Annotated in this window: 11 protein-coding genes; 5 read left to right on the top strand and 6 right to left on the bottom strand. The window is 34.6% G+C overall.

The features are described from left to right. Window positions 1–761: 761 nt before the first annotated feature. Both sbcD and EKM05_RS06775 read left to right on the top strand, forming a co-directional pair. Window positions 762–1994, top strand: coding sequence for an exonuclease subunit SbcD (sbcD, locus tag EKM05_RS06780; protein WP_126554293.1), 1233 nt, complete (start codon window positions 762–764; stop codon window positions 1992–1994). A 176-nt stretch (window positions 1995–2170) separates the two neighbouring features. Further along, window positions 2171–5755, top strand: coding sequence for an AAA family ATPase (locus tag EKM05_RS06775; protein WP_126554291.1), 3585 nt, complete (start codon window positions 2171–2173; stop codon window positions 5753–5755). Window positions 5756–5860: 105 nt separating this feature from the next. Here the strand turns inward: EKM05_RS06775 and EKM05_RS06770 are convergent, their stop codons facing one another. The 6 genes from EKM05_RS06770 to EKM05_RS06745 all read right to left on the bottom strand — a co-directional run bounded on the left by EKM05_RS06770 (window position 5861) and on the right by EKM05_RS06745 (window position 14617). Further along, complete coding sequence (locus EKM05_RS06770; protein ID WP_233584094.1) at window positions 5861–6211, bottom strand: glycoside hydrolase domain-containing protein; 351 nt, start codon at window positions 6209–6211, stop codon at window positions 5861–5863. 145 nt (window positions 6212–6356) lie between these two features. Further along, window positions 6357–7883 (bottom strand): alkaline phosphatase family protein, encoded by a 1527-nt coding sequence (locus EKM05_RS06765; RefSeq protein ID WP_126554289.1) that lies wholly within the window; start codon window positions 7881–7883, stop codon window positions 6357–6359. 129 nt (window positions 7884–8012) lie between these two features. Beyond that, the gene (locus EKM05_RS06760) at window positions 8013–9488 is read right to left on the bottom strand and encodes a SusD/RagB family nutrient-binding outer membrane lipoprotein (protein ID WP_126554287.1); all 1476 of its coding nucleotides are present in this window, start codon (window positions 9486–9488) and stop codon (window positions 8013–8015) included. A gap of 20 nt (window positions 9489–9508) precedes the next feature. After that, window positions 9509–12970: a SusC/RagA family TonB-linked outer membrane protein gene (locus EKM05_RS06755; protein ID WP_199736799.1), complete on the bottom strand. Its 3462-nt coding sequence runs from the start codon at window positions 12968–12970 to the stop codon at window positions 9509–9511. Window positions 12971–13041: 71 nt separating this feature from the next. Continuing rightward, window positions 13042–13629, bottom strand: a complete 588-nt coding sequence (locus EKM05_RS06750) for a sigma-70 family RNA polymerase sigma factor (protein ID WP_233590889.1) — start codon at window positions 13627–13629, stop codon at window positions 13042–13044. A gap of 10 nt (window positions 13630–13639) precedes the next feature. Further along, window positions 13640–14617, bottom strand: coding sequence for a FecR family protein (locus EKM05_RS06745; RefSeq protein ID WP_233590888.1), 978 nt, complete (start codon window positions 14615–14617; stop codon window positions 13640–13642). Window positions 14618–15129: 512 nt separating this feature from the next. On the opposite strand from EKM05_RS06745, the gene EKM05_RS06740 reads away from it, so the two are divergent. The 3 genes from EKM05_RS06740 to EKM05_RS06730 all read left to right on the top strand — a co-directional run bounded on the left by EKM05_RS06740 (window position 15130) and on the right by EKM05_RS06730 (window position 23646). Then, window positions 15130–15939 carry an NIPSNAP family protein gene (locus EKM05_RS06740; protein WP_126554283.1) on the top strand — a complete coding sequence of 270 codons (810 nt, stop codon included), beginning with the start codon at window positions 15130–15132 and terminating at the stop codon, window positions 15937–15939. 340 nt (window positions 15940–16279) lie between these two features. Continuing rightward, complete coding sequence (locus EKM05_RS06735) at window positions 16280–21250, top strand: translocation/assembly module TamB domain-containing protein (protein WP_126554276.1); 4971 nt, start codon at window positions 16280–16282, stop codon at window positions 21248–21250. Window positions 21251–21351: 101 nt separating this feature from the next. Beyond that, the gene (locus EKM05_RS06730) at window positions 21352–23646 is read left to right on the top strand and encodes a BamA/TamA family outer membrane protein (protein ID WP_126554274.1); all 2295 of its coding nucleotides are present in this window, start codon (window positions 21352–21354) and stop codon (window positions 23644–23646) included. The last annotated feature ends 42 nt before the right edge of the window (window positions 23647–23688 follow it).

Here is a 23688-nt window from a genome sequence, read left to right as displayed (position 1 = left end):
TATCAATCTGTCAAGGAACATTGCGCGTTTTGCGGGGTGCAAAGGTAACATCCGTTTTCTATTCTCACAAGCTTTATTAAATCTTTTTTTGAAAATAAATTTTCCTTTTGATCCAATTAACTTGCCAGTATTTTAAAGAACTTCTGCACCATTACCTCACTATAATTATATTCTAATTAATGTTCAGTAAACTTGTTTGCGGGTGCAAAACTACACCCTTTATTCGCTTTTACAAACTTTTTAATCCCTTTTTTTTATCCTTTTCTTAACTTTTTCTTTAACTAGCTGATATCTCGTTTTTTGAAGATCAAAGTTTTTTAAATAATCCTAATTCTTAACTCCCCTTTTAATCCGTTTCAATCCTAAATCACCTTTTTATCTATCCTCACAAAGCTTTAATCTCCATTCCCTTTTTTTGAAACCTATCCAAATCACGCTTTATTGCTCTTTTTATGCGCTTCCTTCTTTTTCATTTACTGAAAATTAACGCCACCATACACTATCCTAACAAAAAATCGCAACACAGTAAACGATTTTATACTATACCATATATAATGACTGAACAGCTCTTTGCTTTGCTTTGCTTTACTATAACACATACAAGCTACAATTACTTGCGGCAAAACAACAAAATATTCTGGTTTCCAAATCTTCGCGTTAGGGATAGTAGTGGAAAGTCAATAAAAAAACTGAAATTGCATCATTATTTAGTCAGTAGCATCTTCTAAAACTAGTAAAACAATCTCATTAACAAAAAATTCATGTCGTTAAAAATAATACACACCGCCGATTGGCATCTTGGACAAACCTTTTTGCAAAAATCAAGAATAGAGGAACACCAATATTTTATAGAGTGGTTGTTAAAAACCATACAAACGCAGGCTATTGATGCCATTATTATTGCAGGTGATGTTTTTGATGTTTCGAGTCCTTCGGTAGAAGCTATAAATAAATACCATTATTTTTTATTGGAGGCTTATAACTTAAATGTACAGGTCATCATTATTGGTGGGAATCATGATTCGGCGTCTCGATTAAATTCTTATAAAGATATTTTCAAAATTTTAAATGTAAGTATTGTCGGTGGAGATCTGAACAATGTGGGAGAATTAATCCCAGTTTACAAACGCGGAACAACAAATGCCGCAGCCGTTATTGCCGCAGTGCCTTACCTTCGTGATGGTGATATTCGTAAAATTATCGAGGGCGAAACCGTCAATGAAGCCCATGGTTTATTTACATCGGAAGTAAAAAAGCACTACGATAATTTGTTGAAACAGGCAAAAACGAATTATCCAGGTGTACCCGTTATTGGCACGGCGCATTTGTATGTAACCGGCTGTATTCTAAGTGAACCCGCCGAAAAAAGAATGCATTCTTTAGTGGGCACACTCGGACAAATCCCATCGAGTGTATTTTCAGCCGGATATGATTATATTGCCATGGGGCACATTCACAAACCTCAGATGGTCCAACATCCGGATAATGTGATTGCAAAATATGCCGGTTCCCCTATTCCACTCAGTTTTAACGAACGCAATGATCTTAAAGAAATAACTGTTTTGACGATTGCCGATAATAAAATAGCCCATGAATCTCTGTCCATACCTTTGCAAAGGAGTGTGATACGATTTGAAGGAAAGGCTGATGAAATTATTGAAAAAATAAAATTACATAAACCGTCACAAGTATTGCCAACTTGGGCAGAAATCATAATTACTGAAGCTGTCAATTTTATTGACTTTAATAACGAGATAAATGATTTATGTATTGATAGAAAAATAGAAATTTTGAACCGAACTACTAAGTATACCTCAATTAATAATCAATCAATAAGAGAAGAATATATTGCCGGTACCGATAATAATCCTTTGGATAATATCCCAAAAATCTTTACTATAAGATGCGAAAAGAAAGGAATGAATGAAGAAAGTATTGCCGGAATAATGCCGTTGTTTATGCAGATATTGAATGAAATTAATAACACACATTAGGTTTTCAAAAACATTTTTTGACCCAAGCGATAACCCACCGGCGAAGCATTACAGAATTCTGTCCGATTTCAATAAAAAAATAGCATCTTCTTATGAAATCGCTATGATTCCAAATCACAAACAGGAATGAAGAATGGCGATACCATATTCCTTTAAAAAGCAAATATTATCTTAGTATGAAAATTTTAAAAATAAACATCAACAACATACAGTCTTTGAAAGGGGTTCAACCCGAAATTAATTTTACCGATGGAATTTTAGCCCATGCGGGTTTGTACGCTATTACCGGTCAAACTGGTGCTGGAAAATCGACCATTTTGGATGCAATTACTTTGGCGTTATACGGTAAAATAAATCGATATGGTAATGACAAACCGAGTTCTGAAATAATCACCCGCAATCAAAAAGAAGCTTATGCAGAGGTTACATTCGAAGTAAATGACATCGTTTATTTGGCCAGATGGGCAGCTTCATTCAATAAAAATAACAAAATAAATGCGACGGATGACAGAAAATTGTCTAGAAAAGAGAATGGTGAATTTCGGTTAATTGCCGAAAAAGTATCAAACGTCAATCCAATGATAGAAGAAATTATTGGGCTAAAATACGAGCAATTTACCAAATCCATTTTATTGGCTCAAAATAATTTTTCAGCGTTTTTAAAAGCAAAACCGGATGAACGTGCCGAAATGTTGAGCAAAATAACGGGAACACAAATTTATGAAGAAATCTCGAAGAAGGTTTTTGAGCATACAAAAGCCTTTGAAACTGAAATTAATAACCTAAGAGCCACCATAAACGGAAATATTTTAAATGAAGAAGAATTAAATGCTATTGCCGTTTCATTTGAAGAAAAAGAAAATACGATTAAGGAAATAGAACCGAAATTAACACGAATTCTGGCGGAAATTGCTTGGTTGGCGGCTGTTGAAAACACGAAAACAGAAATCAATCAGCATAAAAATTCGCTTGAATTGGTGAAGCAACATTTTTTAGATAATATCGAATTATATCAAAAATTAGAGCATTACAGCAAAGCAACACTAATTGAAAAAGATTGGCTAGCTTTTCAAAACAGTGAAAAGGAGTGCACTAAAAATACCGTAAACACGCAAAGAACGACTGATGAAATTGAAAGTCTAAATAAAAATTTGGCTACCATTGCACCCGAATTAGAATCTGCAATCAAAAAACTAGAAGAAACTCAAAAAGAGCAATTACTTAAAAAACCATTAATTGAAAGTGCCAAAACAACTTTTGGAGCGATTGCAAATAATAATGAAACCCTAAAACAAAATGCTAAAGATTTAGTAACAGCAAAAAGCAATTTCGATTCAAACCTAGAAGATTTGAAGGCTCAAACAGCCAAAAAATCAATCTTAGATTCTGCAATTGAACAGAACCAAAAAACCATTGTACAACATGAAAAATATGGCTCATGGGAAACAGAGAAAGGAGCTGTGATTTTAAAACGGCAGGATATTGAAAAATCTCAAAAAGAAATTGAATCGTTTAATATTGAAAGTTTACAAAAACAGATTTCTGATTATGATACAAAAAATATTGGGATAGAAAAGTTATTGCAAAACACAAGACACGAAAACACTACATTAAAATCGGAAGTTGATTTATTAGAATTACAAAAAAAGGATTCAGATACCTTAGAAAATTTGTCGAAACTAAAAGACAATACAAAAACCGATTTAGAAAACTGGAAGAAATTATTAGAGTATTTTCCAAAATTAGAAAGTCAAAATGATCAATTAAGACTAAATTCTGCCGAATTAATTACCGCTAATTTATCCAGGGAAACTTTAGAAACAGCAATTTTTGACAAAAAAAAATCGCTGGGGATCTTACATGAAAATAAAAACTTAAAACAGTTATTGGCGAGTTTTGAGGAACACCGACACAATTTAAAAGAGGACGAAGATTGTCCGTTATGCGGTTCTAAAGAGCACCCTTATGCCATGAATTTACCTGAAATATTTTCTAAAAATGATATTGACGATGAAATCAAAGATCTAGATTACGAAATTAAATTAAAGGAAAATGAAAAGGAAGAAGCTGTAAAAAAAGTGGCAAGTTCCAGTCAACAAATCATAAACACGAATGCAACTATTGCTGAAATTCAGGAAGCTATTGCTAAATTAAAATACGTTTTACAAGTTGAAAAAGAGTTAAAAATGGAGGATATTGAAGCTGCAATTCTCAATTTGGAAGCTGAATTTGACTTTGTTCAAGCCCGGATTAATAAACTATCGGAATTGAATGCAGCTTATGACCGTGTTAATAAATTGTATTCCAATAAAACCAGCCATTTAAATGAAATTCATTTGTCCGATACTGCCTATCAAACTGCCAAAAAACAAATAGACGAAAAGGAAGTTAACATAGCCGAAAATTTCGCTTTTATAAAAAAGATATTCTATTCATTTGATGAGAATTTAGAAGAAAATGACATCGCAGCCGTTTCTGAAATCGGCAAGAAACTAGGGGACAATTTAAGAAAACTGAATGCCGGTAATGAAATTTTAAAAGCCAATCAGACTGAAATTGTAACCGTAAACAATGCCATAACGGCGTTTTTAACAAAAAACACCAGTTTAGAAGAGAGTGTTTCAAAGTATATAAAAGAAGATGAAGCGCTTAACACTAAAAAAGGTTTGCTAGAGAATGAATTTAGAAATCAAACGGACAATTTTGAATTGAAATCACCACAAGAGGAAGAATCCCGTTTGCAAATTAAAGGTAAAACGGAACAAGATTCGGTAACCAAATGGAAAGGTAAAAAGGAAATCACCTTGGCTTCTATCAAAAACAAACACGTTGATGTAGGGCAATTGGTTTCCGAAAAATCAGAACTAGATGATGTATTTCGTTTGGCTACAGCCCAATTGAATGATAAGCTGACTGAAAATGGTTTCGAAAACAGTGTCCAATTACAAGAAGCATTAAACTTAGAAAACAGTGCTTTGTTAATTGCACAAAAACAAACATTCGAGACTAAAAAACAACAAATTGAAGGAGCATTGAATGCTAATTTACTCAAACAAGAGGAATTCAATTCCAATCCTTTAACGGCTAAATTAGTAGAAGATTTAAATCTCCAAAAAGTGGCTTCAGAGCAAGAAAAAACAAAAATAAATCAAGAAATTGGACAATTAAAGGAACAAATTAATAATGACAATAAAATAAAAGAGGAAAATCAGCTGATAATTGATGTAATCAAAACAAAAAACAATGTATTCCAGAAATGGGATTTATTAAATAAAACGGTAGGTTCTTCCGATGGCAAGGCTTTTAAAAAATTCGCTCAAGATTTCACCCTTTCCTTATTGGTGCAACACGCCAATAAGCATTTAGAAACCATGTTCAACAGATATGAACTTTTTAAAGATGACACCTCAGATGAAATGGAATTGCAAATAAAAGACAATAATTTTTTTGGTGAAATTCGCAATATTAATTCGCTTTCTGGTGGTGAAACTTTTTTGGTAAGTTTATCGTTAGCGTTAGGATTATCCGACCTTGCGAGTAAGAATACTAAAATCCGTTCTTTATTTATCGACGAAGGTTTTGGTTCACTCGATCCCGAAAACTTGAATAATGCATTAGACACGCTCGAGTTGCTTCGCCAAAATGACGACCGCCAAATTGGGATCATCTCACATGTGGAAGAATTGAAAAAAAGAATTACCACTCAAATTCAAGTAAAAAAATATACGAGTGAGTTTAGTACTATTGAAATTGTGGATTAACAACGACGAATTAGCACCAGTATAAAGTACCATTTTGTCGCAAATATCTCGTGTTTTGCGACAAAATAAAACGATTTAAAATACTGCCAATTCGCATTCTTTTAATTAATCCTCTGCCTCTGCTGTTTTTGAAATCCACTGATTCTCGATTCCCCACTTTTTATTTGGTACAGCAGCAGTTTCAAGGATCAGAGTTCCTCCTTTGCTAATCTCCTCTTGTGTCAACCAATTTCTGTATATTGGCTGGCCGTTTAATTGGGCTGATTGAACATAAAAGTACTCTTTATTATAATTAGACACTTGTATGTGAAATGATTTTCCATTTTCCCAATTTAATTTTACGGACTCAAAGATTGGAGCTGTCAAATAATAAATGGGGCTACCAATATTTGCCGGAGACAGACCTATACTTCGCATTACAAACCAAGAGGACATCGTACTGGCATCATCATCCATAGTGCGGACATAAGCTTGGGGTTCGTTTTTATAGATCTTTTTTATATTCTTTGGTGATTTTTAGGATTTCAAACTATTTATTGAACAAAAAAAATGGTGTCTTAACATTTAAGACACCATCTTTACTTTTATATTGTAGGCAATATTATCTTTTTACTCTAACTACTCTTGTAAAATTAGGATAGTTATATTTCCCCAAAACAGATCTTTCCATTTCTAGTTTATAAACTCCCCATGGTAACTTTACTTCAGTTTTAATTAGTTCAATCTTAGCGGTAAGTGGAACATTATTAGAAACTTTTTCTGTTAGCAACTCATACATAACCCGACCGTCCATTTGTTTAGGAATTGTTAAATTATGTAGATGGAGAACAGTGGGAATTATATCTACATTTGATGTAGGCAAATTACCTTCAAACTTGTTCTTAAAACTAGGGCCATTAGCCAGTAATGCAATATGAATTTCATAAGGGCTAAATCCACCATGACCTGCAACACCTTTTGCGAAACTTGTACCTGCATATCCAGCATCATTTTTGTTATCATTCCAGTTCATGTCTACAAGAACATCTCCTGATCGGCCATGATCCCAATATATTGATTCGAAAGAAAGCGTCCCTTCTACAAAACCATTTACATCTCCTTCTTTTAAAGCTTTTGTATAAATACCGCCTATCCAGTTCTGTTCCTGTAAGGCTGCAACAATATTTTTTATGGTCTTTTCATCATGATCCTTTACATAAACTGCTCCTTCAGCAACCACTACTTCTGTTGATTCCTTGTCTTTTTTTAGTCCTTGCTGGATTAGGAAATCTGCAAGGCTTAGTTTTCCAATATGTGTCACAAAACCATGATCGGAAGAAATGATAACATTAAAGTTTTGATCAAGTCCTTTTAATTGAAGTGATTTTATAATCCTTCCAAACTGCTCATCTACATATTTGATAGACTCAATTGCTTCGGGCGATCCTATTCCGTTTTTATGAGCAGCCGAATCTGGGTCGCCATACCACAATGTACTAACTAAAGGACCATCTAACGTTAATCCATATTTTATAACGGCATCTGTTAACCATTTGTGTTTTCCAAGACCGCTTGGAACTGTTCCAATTTCACCTAGTATTTTAGATTTCATAGTCTCTGGTAAAATCATAGTGGTATTAATGATTGCGCCTCCACTGACCTTATGATTTTGCATTAAAGCTTGTCCTGTAGAACCTGAGCTAAAAACAAAAAGACTTTTACCATTTTGTTCTAAAACTTCTCCCAGCGAAACTGATGTTAATAAATGATTATCTGTAGCTTTAGCGATTTTATTTAATTCCTCTGCATCACCAGTGTTTAAACCTGATGTTTCTTTTATCTCAGGAAAATACACCGTATTTCCCATTAATCCATGACTGCCTGGATAGCATCCGGTAGATAGCGAAGATGCATTAACCCTAGTTACTGTGGGGAATACACTGTGGTGCTGTTTACCATAACTTCCTTTTTTACTGAATAAATATACATTCGGCATTAATTCAGGGGTGATATAATCCGGTCTTAAGCCATCAAAGAAGACAATTAATGTTCGAATATTGGTTTTATCAACCTTTGTTTGCGCTTTGCTAGCAGTACTACCAAAGAGCGCCAATGATAGAATTAAGAAACTTTTATTTACGATTTTCATAATAGAATGATTTAGTTTTAAATTTAATCCAACTGGAACGCCTAGGTCTTTGTGGCTCTTAGAAGTATTTCCCTGTTTCTGTTTTATTTTTATATTTAATAATGTAAAATAATTCTACTTTTTATTTAATTATTTAGCCCACCAAACTTTACTAACGGTATTATCTCCTCCCATTGCTGCTGAGGCTGCTGCAAGATTTTCAGGATTAAGCGATTGTAGATATGTTGGATAAGGCACCCGATTTGGAAATACTCTTTCTGCTGGTATACCCGTTCCTCTTGGCAAAATCGGATATCCCGTTCTTCTTTTTTCAAACCATGACTGATAGTCAACAAAAAACGAAGCGTAATATTTCTGTGTAATGATTCTCTCTAATTGCGCTTCTACTGATGCATTGGTATCATAAACTACGCCCGCTTGTGTAAGATAATTTGAAGGCATAGTTGCGCCCCATTGGATCATTGATGCAGTTATTGCTGAATCATAATGCTGCTTAGGCGATTTTCCGGTATTAAATCCTTTTAATGCTAATTCTGCTTTAATAGACTCTACCTCAGACCAAGTCATCATTATACCCAATTGGGGTAAAGTTTTCATAAGATCATTATAGCTTGTATTGGCTCCGACCTGGTATTCAGTAGTTATAGGATAACCACTTTCTATACCTTGGTATACATTTTGACCTCCAACCATTACTGTTCTAAACCATATAGTTCTTCTTGGATCGTTATCTGTATTCATTTTATTGATGAAGTATTTGGTAACATAGGTACCATCTCTCCACTCCAATTGTCGTGTATTAAAATACGGATTGTAATAAGGGTATATTCCTGTATATTTAAAAATAGCATCATCAGTATTACTAGTAAACACAGGGTATTTTACAGGGTCCGCTAATAGTGCCGTAATTTGTTCATTGATATTAATCTCGCCATTACGTTTCGATAATCGTAGCAATAATCTCATTTTTAATGAATTACAGAATTTTTTCCATTTTACAATTCCGGGATTTGCACCTCCTGAAAGGCTATTGGAATTGTATAAAAGATCACCACCATAAGTCAGCGCTTTAGAGGGATCAAGCAAAGCATTGGCTTGTTCTAAATCACTCAGGATTTTAATATATATATCCTTTTGTTTATCGAATGCAGGTTTAAGGTTGCCTTCAGTTGCTTTAACGGCTTCTGAATAAGGAACATCTCCATACAAATCTGTGATAATAGAATAAGCCCAACATTTATAGATCATCGAGATCGCTTTATAGTTATTCTCTCCTAATGCTTCGGATGTTCTATTAATATCCTCTATATCTGCCATATAACCATAGAAACTTGTCCATATTCCTGCACCAGGATTAATTACATATCGATGCACTCCCTCACCCGAAGGACTAGATCGTGGTGCATCAACTTGCATCAACTCATGGGTAAGATTTCGAGAAGCAGTGATACTAGAATTAACAATTCTATATTGCAACTGTCCCAACATAACTCCCGGTGTGATCTGTTTAGGTCGGTTTGGATCGGTATTTATATCCTCAAAATCTTTGGTACAAGAGGATAGTAGTACTACAAACAAAAAAAGAAAATTATATGTTTTATTCATTTTTATCATGATCTATTGATTTAAAATTTTAGAGTAAGATTAGTTCCTATAGTTCTCGTGGAGGGAAATTGAGCTAATTCAACTCCTGGTGTCAGTGTCCCATTATTTAGATTTCCTCCTTCAGGATCAAAACCAGGAAACTTAGTAAAATTAAACAGGTCTCTTCCGAAAAAAGCAAGACTTGCCGATTTCATTCCTATCTTTTTCAAGAGGGTTTTCGGTAAGTTAAATTCGATCCGAACCTCTCTAATCTTAATAAAAGAAGCGTCAAATATATTGGTCTCTCCATTACCGATGTTATAATAATTTTCATAATAGGAACTAGCAGCTACTCTTACAGTGTTTGGAATATAAGTTCCGTCCGATTGTAAAACGACTCCTTGTCCTACAATTCCGCCATCACGACCTGGAAGCGTTACTCGGGTTTTCCCTAAGGTATTATTCTTATGATTGGTTTGCGAATACATACTTCCTCCTTTTTGTCCGTCTAGAAGTACACTCAATCTTACTTTTCCAATGGTAAACTCATTCATGATTCCTGCTTTCCAGTCAGCAAATGCATTTCCTCTTATTTTCAACACTGGATCCAATGTTGCAGGCAAACCAGCCGAAGTATATATAATCTGCCCGTCAGGAGATCTCTGGAAACCTCTACTGTACATATCTCCCATTCTTCCTCCAACTCTAGCTTCTATGCTTACATTATTCTCGTGGTTATAAATAACTTGGTTTGTAATCCCTGGAGCCAATTCTTTTACATAACTTCTGTTTCTACTCCAAGTCAAGGTGGTATTCCATTTGAAATTGTTTTTGGCTATTATTTTTCCTGTTACAGCTAGCTCCATTCCTCTACTGTTTATTAAACCTGCATTTACGGTTGCATTAGAATAACCCGTAACTGGATCTAATGGAATTGCTAAAATCTGATTGCGACTATTATTATTGTAATAGGCCATATCAATTGATAATCGGTTTTTAAACATCCTAATATCAATTCCAGTTTCTATACTTGAAGTTATCTCTGGTTTTAAATTTGCATTAAATAAGATCGAAGTATTCGTAAAGCTATTGCCATAAATCCTGTCATAATACTTATCAGTTTGATACGGTCTTGTGTCATTACCAACCTGGGCCCAAGACAATCTAAATTTAGCAAAAGAGAAAATAGAGGGAAGATTTGTCATTTCGTGAATCAAGAAACTGGAACTGATAGAAGGGTAGAAAAAGGAATTGTTACCATATGGCAAAGTGCTTGACCAGTCATTCCGTCCCGTTACATCTAAAAATATTTTTTCCTGATAGGAGATTTGCCCTAAACCATAAAAACTGTTAATCGCTTTCTTTGTTTTTAAAGGATCTGCAACAGCTTGATCCAAGCTATTTGAAATTTGGTATATTCCGGGCTGCGATAACTGATCCGCATAAAGTCCTACAAAATCATAGTTTTGCCTCATTGAATTGGCACCTGCAATAATGCTATAATTGATATCCTTATTTAGCGCATTCTTATAGGTTAACAGTGCATCTGTATTTATTTCATAACTAAATACATTTTGTTCTCTATACATTCCACGAGCATATTTAGTCATACTAAAAGGACGTTGTTGTGATCTGAACTCATTTGACATATCTAGTCCAGAACGGACCATCAATTCAAGTTTATCATTAAACTGATAGGTAGCGGACAAGTTTCCAATTACCCCGTTTTTATTCATTTTGTTAAGCATTTCATACATACCTAGATAAGGATTATCAGGTCCCGTATTAAAAGGATTTTTTTGTTTTACACCTACTAGGCCAGGCTGCCAATAAGGTTTAAACCATTCCGGCTTAATGTTTGGAGCGGTACCAATCATTAGAAAATACATTATGGATTGATTGTTGTAACCTGCAGCTGGTAGATTATCACTTTTCTTATTCGTATAATTTACTTTACCATTTATTTTTAACTTATCAGAGATTTTTTGATTTATAGATAAGGAGGCATTTAATCTTTCGAAACCCGTATTAGGAAGAATCCAATCATTTTTTAGATGAGTAATCGATAATCGAGTAGAGCCGTTTTCATTCCCACCTTCTAATGCGATACTATTTGATTGTGTCGTTCCTGTTCTAAAAAATCCAGAAATATAATTTTTGTTGGCAACCCATGGTGAACGTTCAGTAGGTTTGCCATTTGCAGCATTAGGATTATATTGAAAATAAGATTGACCATCAAATCTTGGCCCCCAGGCTCTTCCTGCTCCTACATTTGTACTTGTATTTAGTCCGTCAGCACTATCTAAATAAGAATAGTATTTATCAGTTCGACCTTCTCCATATTCAAATTGATAATCCGGCCAACGATTCACTTGATCAAAACTAAAATTACTACTTATAGTTACTCCTATTCCTCCTCCTTTAGTTTTGCCAGACTTGGTAGTAATAATAATTGCGCCACCTGCAGCTCTTGTTCCATAAAGTGCCGTTGCACCTGGCCCCTTCAAAACTGTTATTTTCTCAATATCTTCAGGGTTAATATCTGATAATGTTGAACCAAAGTCAACTGGACTATCCTGAGAAAGGTGTGATGAAAATCCTGTACCGGTGATCTTACTACTTACAGGTACTCCGTCCAAAACAATCAAAGCTTGATTGTTATCAAGGTTAAGTGAGGATTCTCCACGAAGAGTTATTCTGGAAGAACCCATTGGACCAGCACCAGATCCCTGGATATTTAGACCAGCAACTTTTCCGGAAAGAGAATTTACCCAGTTATTTGATTTGGCATCTTTTACAGCATTTTCACCAAGAGATTGTGCTGAATATCCTAGCGACTTTTCTTCTCGTTTTATCCCTAATGCTGTTACAACCACCTCTTTTAGAGCCGTTTCATCTTGTCCTAGTATTACTTTAATTTCAGTCTTATTTTCTATATTGATTTCTTTCGTTTCAAATCCTACATAACTCACCGATAAAACCGTTGTATTTGCTGGAACACTAATCGTGAATTTTCCGTCAAAATCCGTTGTTGCAGTGATCGTGGTTCCTGCTACAAAAACAGAAGCTCCGGGTATTGGCAAATTAGATTCGTCTAAAACCACTCCTGTAATTTTTCGGTTTTCCTGATTCTTTTTTGCCGTGCTTTTTGGAGTAATCCCAACCAATTCTTTGACTAAAACGCCATTTTTAGTGATCTTAAAATCAAGACTCACCTTAGTTTTCAAAACGGCTAATACCTGATTTAAATCTTGGTTGTTGATGGTAATAGAAATTTTCTTTTGAAGAAATTTTTGGTCGGACATATAAATAAACCTATTGTTTATTTGTCGTTCTATAAGAGTAAAGGTTTGCTTTATGGAAACGTCTTTTAGATTTAAATTGATTTTCTCTTTTTTGACTGCAATCTCTTCAATAGCACTTGTATTTGAAGTCTTTGAATAAGATATTCCATTACCAAACAGAAGCAATAAGGATACCGTTAGAATAATTTTTTGTTTCATTTTATCTGTGATTATTTATTGTTTTTTACAAACCAAAACTGATTTTAGAATAGCTGGTTTTCTACTAATTATTAAATGGAGTTCAGTAAACCTCTTTTTTTATAGGATTCTAAAGCCTTACTAATATACTTTAGAGCAATAGCGATATGATTTTCAACCGTTTTAGGAGTGACGTTTTGGATTTCAGCAATTTCTTTGTATTTTAATCCATCGATTCTACTGAGTTCAAATGCCTGACGTGATTTTTTAGGAATAATATCTAATATTTCACGTATCAAATTAGTTTTCATTTCTTTTTGTTCATTTTCAATAATCTCCTGCTCCCTACTGGGCGAAAATATAGAGTTTATAGTTTTTGTTTCTTCGATTTGTTGGTGAAATGGCTCTGATTTTCGTACTTTTTTTAAACTATTTTTCACAATTACATAGATATAAGATTTAGGGTTTTTAATTGTATCAAGAATATTTCTATTGGTCCACAACTGAATAAAAATATCAGCCACTTTTTCTTCAACAAGGCACGAGTTCGATTCATAACTCATTCCAAAACGGCACAGAGGCGTGTAATACCTTTTAAAGAAAAGTTCCATCGCCTCGTATTGACCGTTCTGAATTTGCTTAAATAAATAATCGTCTGAAAAGCAATCACTACTAGCCATTTTTGTTGCATTAATTTTCATGGTACTTGGATATCTCGATGTTGTTTTGAATAGTTTTTGTGATGCTTACCTCTGAAATAAACTCCAGAGACGTTATAAATTCATCAATTGTCTGGTTTTTAAAAGCTCCTTTTATATGCTGATTTGCAATGTCAGCATCCTTAATGATAAAATTTACTCCATAGAATTGATTGATTTTTGGGAGTGCATCTTCAAATTTTTCATCATCCAATATAAGTATATTGTCTTTCCAAGCAGCAACCTTATTCACATCAAAATTCCTTTTGATCACTAACTTGGTTTTAGAATTCCATACTAATTCTTCATTTGGCAATAGGTTAATTTCATCCTTACTTTCTTTAAGCAATACGTTTACTTTTCCTTTTGCCAAAGAAACAGTTTGATCAATGGTATTGTTACTGACATTAAATTCTGTTCCTAAAACTTTCACATCAAAACCATTTGTATGTACAACAAAAGGAGAATTAGTATTCTTCGTAACTTTAAAGAAAGCTTCCCCTTGCAACCAGATGGCTCTTTGTGTACTGAAATCACTGGAATATTTAACTTCACTGCCTGAATTTAAAATAACGGTGCTGCTATCCGGTAACTTAAAAGTTAGCCGCTGCCCTTTAAGGGCAATTTTATGATTGGTATACCCGGAAGGAGTCATTCCTATAAAATAAAAACCCAGACAAAAAACCATAAGAAAAGCCATAGAAAAAACAGCCTTCTTTTTGATAGAAATTTTTACGGATTTTATCTTTTCTGGTTTATTATATTTTGTGATGATTTCCTCAAAAGAAATAGTTCGTATTGGCACTTCACTATTGGGATAATTCATCCAAATGGTTTGAAAATTTTCAAAAACAGCAAGGAGTTCATCATCTAAAGACAGTTCAATTTCAAACACAGATCGCTCTGCTATAGACATTTCGTTGGTAAGATACCGCACACATTTTTTTTCTTTCTGACTAACATTCAACATAAAAAATTCTCTTTACTAATAGGAGTCAAAATAAGAGAAATACCCCTAGTTTTCAATACCATCAAATCGACACGATATCGTTAATGAATTGTTAATCGTCCGGTTTAAATCAGCTTCGAATAGCTGAGCTTGAGAGAACACGCAAAGTCACAGTACTAAAAGAGATATCAAAAAAAAGCAATAACCTTCATTTATAAAAAAAGATCCATGATTAATACTTTCCAAAAAAACAACGAAAAGATATTTCCCATTGAAAAAAGCCTATAGTATTGCAACTGGGACAATGAATTTATCACCACTGGAAAAGCCAAGTCTTATTAGCGTGGAAAATAGTAAATAAGGGACTTACGTACTATTAGATACATTAAAAAATACTTCCATTTCATAAAACGGAACAACATAATAAATAGGGTTTTAACAGCAAGACATTCATTTAACTTCTTTTTTTATCGGACAATAATGGTTACTTTTATAAAAATTATTCAGGCTAGCCTACCACCAAAAAAAACGAAATGAAATTAACCAACCTGTTTTTCACACTGCTGATCGTATTTACTAATACCAGTTTTAAACCGGTACCCACGCAAACAATTGTACCAACACCTGTTCAAAAACCTAGGGAATTGTATCAGCTCAAAACCTATATTTTCAAGACAGAACAACAAGAACAAACAACTGACAAGTACCTAAAAGAAGCTTATTTGCCGGGATTAAAAAAACTAGGAATCAAAAATATTGGGGTGTTCAAGTTAAAACCAAACGCCACAGATACCTTAAAAAAAATTGTGGTACTGATTCCGTTTTCCACTTTGGAACAATTCCTTGCACTTGACGATAAACTAGCTAAAGACAAAACCTACATAACTGCCGGAGCAGCCTATTTGAATGCGGTTTACAATGAACCTTCATACTTAAGAATAGAATCCGTTTTGTTACAGGCTTTTTCAGACCATCCTTTCCTGACAAAACCCGCTTTGAACAGCACAAGATCCAGTCGTGTATACGAGTTGAGAAGCTATGAATCAGCCACAGAAGCAATTTACGCCAACAAAGTAGCCATGTTTAACGGAGGAGGAGAAATAAAACTCTTTGATCGATTAGGTTTTAATCCTGTTTTTTATGGCGAAGTGATCTCTGGTCCCAAAATGCCAAACCTTATGTACCTCACTACTTTCGCAGATCAAACAAGCCGAGAAGCACATTGGAAATCTTTTGTAGATTCGCCGGAATGGAAAGCCCTAATTGCCATGGAAAAATATAAAAATAATATTTCCCACATCGACATCACTTTTTTGTATCCAACTGAATATTCTGATTATTAGTTTTGCTTCTGGAAATCTAGCAAAACCAACTACAGGTAGTTTTCTTTTAATCCTACATAGAAACCAAAAAAAAATAAAATACCTCTCTTATTTTCTGTTGGAATTTGGTTTAATGTTCAGAGGTCTTTCCTTTATGAAAACGGCTATGAAAACTCAGGTACAAGACCTAAAAACGGTTAATGAGCCTTAAATTTATATCAAAAATTTAATGCCATATTTTTTTGATTTTATACTAACTTTCCTTTTTTTAATTTTGAACTTTGTTTACTTATTCCATTTGTACTTGAAATTGCAATTCTGATTTAAATTGGTTATTTTTAGCCACAAAATAAAACCACTTTTGAAAAAATATTTAAAGAAAAGTTTAAAAATTTTCCTTTGGATAATAGGATCCCTAATTCTATTGTTCTTAGTCTTGGTTGTGGCCATCCAAACTCCGTCTGTTCAAAATTATGTCAAAGAAAAAGCAGTAACCTATCTGGAAGGAAAAATCAAAACTAAGGTTACTATTGACCGAATAGAAATTGGATTTCCAAAAAAAATAATGCTGCAAGGTGTTTATTTTGAAGATCAAAAAAAAGACACCCTTTTTGCCGGAGAAAAACTAGCTGTAGATATTAGTCTTTTTCAATTGATGAATAATAAAGTCGAAATTAATTCCGTTCAGCTCGAAGGCATCACCACTAATTTGAGTCGGGATTCAAAAGCAGTTTTTAATTTTGATTATATCCTGAATGCATTTGCCTCGCCAGAGGAACAAAAGAGCGATTCGCCACCCATGCAATTCTCTGTATCCGAAATTAAGCTCGACCGAATCCAGTTAACGTATTCCGATGCGATTACCAAAAATTATCTATCTACCAATCTAAATCACTTTGAAACGAAAATTAAAACTTTCGATTTAGAACAAATGAATTTCGAAATTCCAAAGGCTAAAATCAACGGACTACACTTTAAATTAAAGCAAGGTTTGGTTCAGAAATCCGCTGCTAAAGAAGTTCCCACAGGAAATACACCGGAACCCGTTTTCAAATTAAAACTAGGAGAAATTGATTTTGCAAAAATTGATTTTGATTACCAAAGTGAGGGAACAAAGTTATCTACTGCTTTTTATTTGAAAAAACTAGTAGCTAAAATTGACCGGTTGGATATCAATAACAAATTTGCACTCCTCGAAAGTATTGAATTATCGGGTCTAAAAGGAGCTTTAGCTTTTGGTAAATCAGAACCCGTTAAAACTAAAAAAAATCCTGCTTCGGAAGAAGGCAATAACTGGCAAATCAAAATCAAGAATACGGAAATCAAGCGAATAGATTTTAGGTATGACAACAACAATGTTGCGGCTGTTGCCAAAGGCATGGATTACAACCATTTGCATCTTACTAACTTAAACCTGCAAATTGATACCATAAATTACGGCTCAACTAACATATCCGGAGTAGTAAATTCCTTAAGCGTTAAAGATCATAGTGGTTTGAATATCCAATCCTTCAACGCAGAATTTTACTATGGCAAAAAGAATGCGTTTCTCAAAAAACTGTATTTAAAAACACCGCAGACAGAATTGAGAAATGAAATCAGAATTGGATATCCATCTCTTGCCGCTTTGGCTGATACTCCGGGAGAATTGGGTCTGATTGCTTACTTAAAAAAAAGCAAATTGGGTATCAAAGATGTGCTGCTCTTTGTACCAACTTTAGCAAATGCAGACCCATTTAAGAGTAATCCCAATGCCATCTTGCTAATCAACGGTGACATAACCGGAAAATTGAGTGCTATTACATTCCCATCTATGGAGATTAGCGGCATTGGTACTACAAAAGTAGCAGCAAGCGGCAGCATAGTAGGTTTGCCGGATGTAAATAAAGCCTATTTTGACTTGAATATCAAAAACTTACAATCAGGATCCAAAGATTTTATTGATTTTTTACCCAAAGGAACAATCCCAAATTCGATCCTGCTGCCTCCGCAGTTCAATGCCAAAGGAACGTTTAAAGGAACCATTGCTAATTTCAATACGAACCTGAATCTGTCAAGTAGTTTTGGTTCTGCCAAGATCAAAGCGGCGTTGAATCAAAACAGAAAAAATTACGAGAAATATGATATTCAAACCGAGTTTACAAATTTTGATTTGGGACGCTTTATCAAAAATGATTCTATTGGAAAAATCACTCTGAAAGCAACCCTAAAAGGAACTGGATTTGATCCAAAAACAGCCAATGCCTCTTTGAATGGCAACATTCTAAAAGCAAATTACAACAAATACACCTATCAAAATTTAAGCTTAAAAGGAAACGTTCGCAACGGAAATTTCAATGCTACTGCCTACGCAAAAGATCCTAATTTAACGTTTGATTTAGTGAGTAACGGAAGCTTTAGAGACAAATATCCTACCGGAAAATTAAAACTGAATGTGGATATTGCTGATTTAGAAAAACTAAATCTCCATGCAGGACCACTAAAAATAAGAGGCGTTGTAGATGCTGACATTCAATCCGCAAATTTAGATTATCTCAACGGAAGTGTAAGTGCAAACCGCATAAGCATCACTAATGCAACAGAACAATTTGAGATAGACTCGATCACTCTTGTTGCAATATCTACTGCTCAAAAGAATACATTATTGCTGAGTTCCTCGCTTGCAAATGCAGAAATAAAAGGAAAATACACGCTGTCTAAAGTTGCTACAGCATTAACAAACTCGATTGCTAAATATTATGACAAGAATCCTACTGCTAAAAAAACAGTGGTAGGAAAGCAACAATTTGCTTTTCAAATTGGTATCAAAGACAGTCCTCTTTTAATAAAATTAATTCCTAGCATAAAAAGTCTGGAACCCATTAGCATCAGCGGAAGATACAACTCTGTCAACGACTCAATTGTTCTTAATGGCGCTGTTCCAAAATTAATTTATGGAGAAAACACGATAACCAATGTAATTTTCAAACTAGACACACAAGCAAATGCACTTGTTTACAGCTTAATTATAGACGACATTCAAAACAAACAAATTCAGCTCCCACATACGAGTATTACAGGAAAAGTAGCGCAAAATATCCTGGATTACACCTTACAGCTGAAGGATGCAAAAGACGCAGAACGATATGGCATAAGCGGAACACTAAAAGCGGCAAACGGAAATAACGAAGTTCGTCTTGACCCCGCTAAACTACTGCTGAATTATGAATCTTGGACAATAGCGGATGCTAATTTGATTCGGTTTGGCAAAAAAGGAATTTACGCAGATAATTTCGAATTAAACAAGAACGGCAGCACCATTCGCATTCAATCACATTCTGAAACTCCTAATGCGCCGATCACTATTGATTTCAAAGATTTTGACATTAAAACGATTACGAGTTTTGTGGAGAAAAAGGATTTACAACTGAGTGGTAAGATCAATGGAAACGCAGTGGTGAAAAACACAACTACATCGCCCGTTTTTACTTCGGATTTAAATATTGAAAATTTTACGTTCAAAAAAGATACCATTGGAACTATCAGTGTAAAAGTAAATAATGCCATTTTAAACCAATACGATGCTGTTGTTGCTATTACAGGTCAGGGAAACCAAGTCAAATTAGAAGGAAACTATAAAATAAACAACAGTAGTTTTGATATGAGTCTGGATATTGAAAAGCTGAATTTAAAAAGTATTCAAGGTTTTACGTTAAATAATATTACTGAAAGCACCGGTTTTTTGAATGGGAATTTTAAAATCACTGGAAATACCAACCAGCCCAAAGTAATTGGAGAATTACAATTCAATGAAATTGGTTTCAAAGCCACGCCGCTCAATTCTAAATTTAAGTCGTTAAATGATAAAATTATCTTTACTGAAAACGCTATTGTTTTTGACAATTTCATTATCAATGATGAGAGAGACAATGATTTAGCCATCAACGGAAAAATTGACAGTGCCAATTTTAGTAATTTTGGGTTCGATTTAGCCCTGGATGCGGATAACTTCAAAGCGGTCAATTCTAAAGCGAAAGACAATGATTTGTATTATGGAGAGCTGTACTTAGACAACCATTTAAAAATAACAGGAAATTTAGACAATCCTATTGTCGAAGGAACCATACGTATTAATAAAGAGACTAAATTCACTATTGTTTTGCCCCAATCAGATCCTTCAATAGCTGATAGGGAAGGAATTGTAGAATTTATTGACCAAGACAATCCAAAATTAATGGAGACCATTGTTCTGGAAGAATTCAGCAGTGAATCCACTATAAAAGGGGTTAACGCATCCGTAAACATTGAGGTAAACAAAGAAGCTGAATTATCAATGGTAATTGACAAAGCCAACGGGGATTTCTTGAAATTAAAAGGCGAAGCGCAATTAAACGGAGGAATTGATCCTTCAGGAAAAACAACGCTGACCGGACGCTATGAATTGTCCGAAGGGAGTTATGAAATGAACTTTAACGCCATCAAAAGGAAATTTGACATCAAAAAAGGCAGCTACATTCTATGGACAGGAGAGCCCACAACTGCTGATATTAATATAACTGCAATTTATAAAACAGAAGCGGCTCCAATTGATTTAGTAAATGACCAATTAGGAAGTGTTACCACCGAAGTGAGAAATACCTACAAACAAAAAATCCCTTTTGAAACCGCATTAAAAATGAATGGTGCTTTGCTCAAACCCACTATTTCATTTGATATAGTTTTGCCGGAGGGGAACAATAGTGTTTCAACAGAGATTATAAATACCACTCAGGCTAAACTGACCCAATTGCGTCAGCAACCTGATGAGCTGAACAAACAGGTTTTTGCCTTACTGCTCTTGAATCGTTTTATTGGAGAAAACCCATTTGCCAGTCAATCCGGCGGAGCTACCGTTTCCTCACTGGCCAGAGAAAGTGCCAGTAAAATTTTATCCCAACAACTGAACAACCTCGCCGGTGATTTAATTCAAGGAGTAGAGCTGAATTTTGATCTGAATACGTCCGATGATTATACTACCGGGCAACGCGAGAACAAAACAGATCTGAATGTAGGCATTTCAAAAAAATTGCTGAACGACCGATTGAAAGTTACTGTTGGCAGCAGCTTTGGGATTGAAGGGCCCCAGCAAGCCAATCAAAATACCAATAATATTGCCGGCAATGTTTCCTTAGATTATCAACTCTCAAGAGATGGAAGGTATAAAATGAGAGCCTACCGCATAAACAAATACCAAGTGGCGCTGCAAGGGGAAGTCGTCGAGACTGGAATTGCCTTTATAATCACTTTAGATTATAATAAATTCAAAGAATTATTTACAAAAAGTGAGGCGAAGAAAGCAAAGCAAAAAAAATAAATAAAAGTTTTTTTACCATTAAGAAATTAGACCAATTGATTTTCCTTAATAAAAACCTAATCTCTTAGTGGTTTAATTTTTTTTAATAAATAATAAAATTAATGAATAATAACCATTTAGTATCTTTTCTTTTCTTTTCAATGTTGGCTTCATCGTGCAGCAACACTCGCTTTTTGCCAGAAGGAGAGCTGCTGTATACCGGTGCTAAAGTAACCGTAGAAGGAAAAGAAACCTCTAAAAAAGAAAACAAAGCATTAAAAACCGCTCTTGGAGAAGTGGTAAGACCAAAACCCAATTCCTCGATTTTAGGATTGAGGCCTAAGCTATACATTTATAACTTGGCTGGGACGCCAAAGAAAGAAAAAGGATGGCGCTACTGGTTAAAAACTAAAGTAGGCGAAGCCCCTGTTTTATACAGTCAGGTAGACTTAGAATACAACAAAAACGTTTTACAAAATTTCACAGAAAACAATGGCTATTTCAATACAAAAACAGCGGCTGATTCAACACGACACGGAAAAAAAGCAACTGCAGAATATCTTGTAAAACCCGCAAAACAATACAAAATCAGAGCCGTCAAATTCCCTGTAGACTCCGCAGTGATTTCGATTGCTGTTCGCAATACCAGACTTAGAAGTTTGTTAAAAAAAGAAGAAGGATACAGCCTAAATACCATCAAAGAAGAAAGAATCAGAATCGATTCTAGGCTAAAAGAAAAAGGATTCTTTTATTTTAATCTTGATTATTTAAAAGTACAAGTAGACTCAACGGTTGCAGATCATCAGGTCGATCTAATTGTAAAGATAAAAGAGGAAACTCCGAAACTAGCCGAAACTCCGTACAAAATTAATAAAATTATTGTATATCCAAACTATTCTATTAGTTCTGACAGTTTAAAAATCAGTATCGATACCATTACAAAATATAATTATTTAACCATTATAGATCCAGAAAATTTATTCAAACCAAGGATTTTTGATCGGGCTTTATATTTTAAAAAAGGGGATCTATACAACCGTAGCGACCATAATTTATCATTGAACCGATTGGTCAACCTAGGTACTTTCAAATTTGTAAAAAATCAGTTTAAGGTTTCTGATACACTCGGAAATTATTTAGATGCCTATTATTACCTGACGCCATTGCCTAAAAAATCGCTTCGGATGGAATTATTGGCCAAAACAAATTCTGCTAATTACACCGGAACCGAACTCAATTTAAACTGGAGCAATCGCAATGCGTTCCGGGGTGCTGAATTATTGACAATCTCAGCTTTTGGGGGTGTAGAAGTGCAAGTTTCCGGACAAAATAATGGTTTCAATGTGTACAGAGTTGGTACCGAAGCTAATTTAATTTGGCCCCGATTTGTATCCCCTTTTAAGCTAAACCCGTCAAGTGGTTTTGTTCCAAAGACAAAAGCAACATTGGGATATGAATTTCAAAACAGAACCAATTTATATTCCCTACAAACATTCAAAGGTTCTTTTGGTTATTTATGGAAAGAAAACGAACGAAAAGAACACCTTTTAAATGTTACCGAAATCACATACGCCAGTCCGCAAAACATAACTAATTTGTACCATGAACAAATTGCAAACAACCCTTCTCTGGAGAAAGTGGTTGAGAAGCAATTACTATTTGGACCATCCTATTCCTATACGTACACTAATACTTTACAAACGAGAAAGAAAAACACTTTTTACTACAAAGCTAGCCTTGATCTGGTGGGAAATATAGCAGGATTAGTTTCAGGAGCAAATATTCGAAAAGGAGATACTATCAAATTATTTGATGTTCCGTTTAGTCAATTTATCAAAATAGAGCAAGATTTCAGACATTATTTGAAATTAGGAAAAGAGTCTCAATTAGCCAGCAGAATCATTGCAGGAGCAGGATTTACGTATGGAAATTCAAATGAAATGCCTTTTATCAAGCAGTTTTTCATTGGTGGGACCAATAGTTTGCGAGCCTTTAGAGCCCGTTCCTTGGGACCTGGAAGTTTTGATGGAGCTGCAGCTAACACCGGCACTTTTTTAGCGGATCAATCCGGTGATTTAAAACTAGAGTTTAATACCGAATACCGAACTAAAATATATGGACTGGTAAAAGGAGCTTTGTTTCTAGATGCCGGAAATATTTGGTTACTGAATGAAAATCCGGATAAACCGGGAGCAAAATTTTCCAAAAAATTCCTGAATGAACTGGCCGTTGGAGTTGGAGCCGGATTACGCTTTGATTTCTCTTTTCTGATTCTGAGAACAGATCTTGCTTTCCCGTTACGCAAACCGTATTTACCAAATGGAGATCGCTGGGTTTTAGATCAAATCAGTCTGGGAAATAGTGCCTGGAGAAAAGAAAATTTAGTTTTCAATCTTGCAATTGGTTATCCTTTTTAGAAAAACAATGAAACAAAAAAGAGCTCGATACCTCGTGCTCTT

It is taken from the genome of Flavobacterium sp. GSP27 (assembly GCF_003970395.1).
Classification (GTDB): domain Bacteria; phylum Bacteroidota; class Bacteroidia; order Flavobacteriales; family Flavobacteriaceae; genus Flavobacterium.
Note: the sequence above shows the minus strand (reverse complement) of the source record. Positions and strands in the feature narration are given on the sequence as shown.

What these genes read in the sequence shown, in the direction of transcription:
- sbcD (WP_126554293.1), top strand. Translation starts at nt 762, where the DNA reads ATGTCGTTAAAAATAATACACACCGCCGATTGGCATCTTGGACAAACC.
- EKM05_RS06775 (WP_126554291.1), top strand. Translation starts at nt 2,171, where the DNA reads ATGAAAATTTTAAAAATAAACATCAACAACATACAGTCTTTGAAAGGG.
- EKM05_RS06770 (WP_233584094.1), bottom strand. Translation starts at nt 6,211, where the DNA reads ATGGATGATGATGCCAGTACGATGTCCTCTTGGTTTGTAATGCGAAGT.
- EKM05_RS06765 (WP_126554289.1), bottom strand. Translation starts at nt 7,883, where the DNA reads ATGAAAATCGTAAATAAAAGTTTCTTAATTCTATCATTGGCGCTCTTT.
- EKM05_RS06760 (WP_126554287.1), bottom strand. Translation starts at nt 9,488, where the DNA reads ATGAATAAAACATATAATTTTCTTTTTTTGTTTGTAGTACTACTATCC.
- EKM05_RS06755 (WP_199736799.1), bottom strand. Translation starts at nt 12,970, where the DNA reads ATGAAACAAAAAATTATTCTAACGGTATCCTTATTGCTTCTGTTTGGT.
- EKM05_RS06750 (WP_233590889.1), bottom strand. Translation starts at nt 13,629, where the DNA reads ATGGCTAGTAGTGATTGCTTTTCAGACGATTATTTATTTAAGCAAATT.
- EKM05_RS06745 (WP_233590888.1), bottom strand. Translation starts at nt 14,617, where the DNA reads ATGTTGAATGTTAGTCAGAAAGAAAAAAAATGTGTGCGGTATCTTACC.
- EKM05_RS06740 (WP_126554283.1), top strand. Translation starts at nt 15,130, where the DNA reads ATGAAATTAACCAACCTGTTTTTCACACTGCTGATCGTATTTACTAAT.
- EKM05_RS06730 (WP_126554274.1), top strand. Translation starts at nt 21,352, where the DNA reads ATGAATAATAACCATTTAGTATCTTTTCTTTTCTTTTCAATGTTGGCT.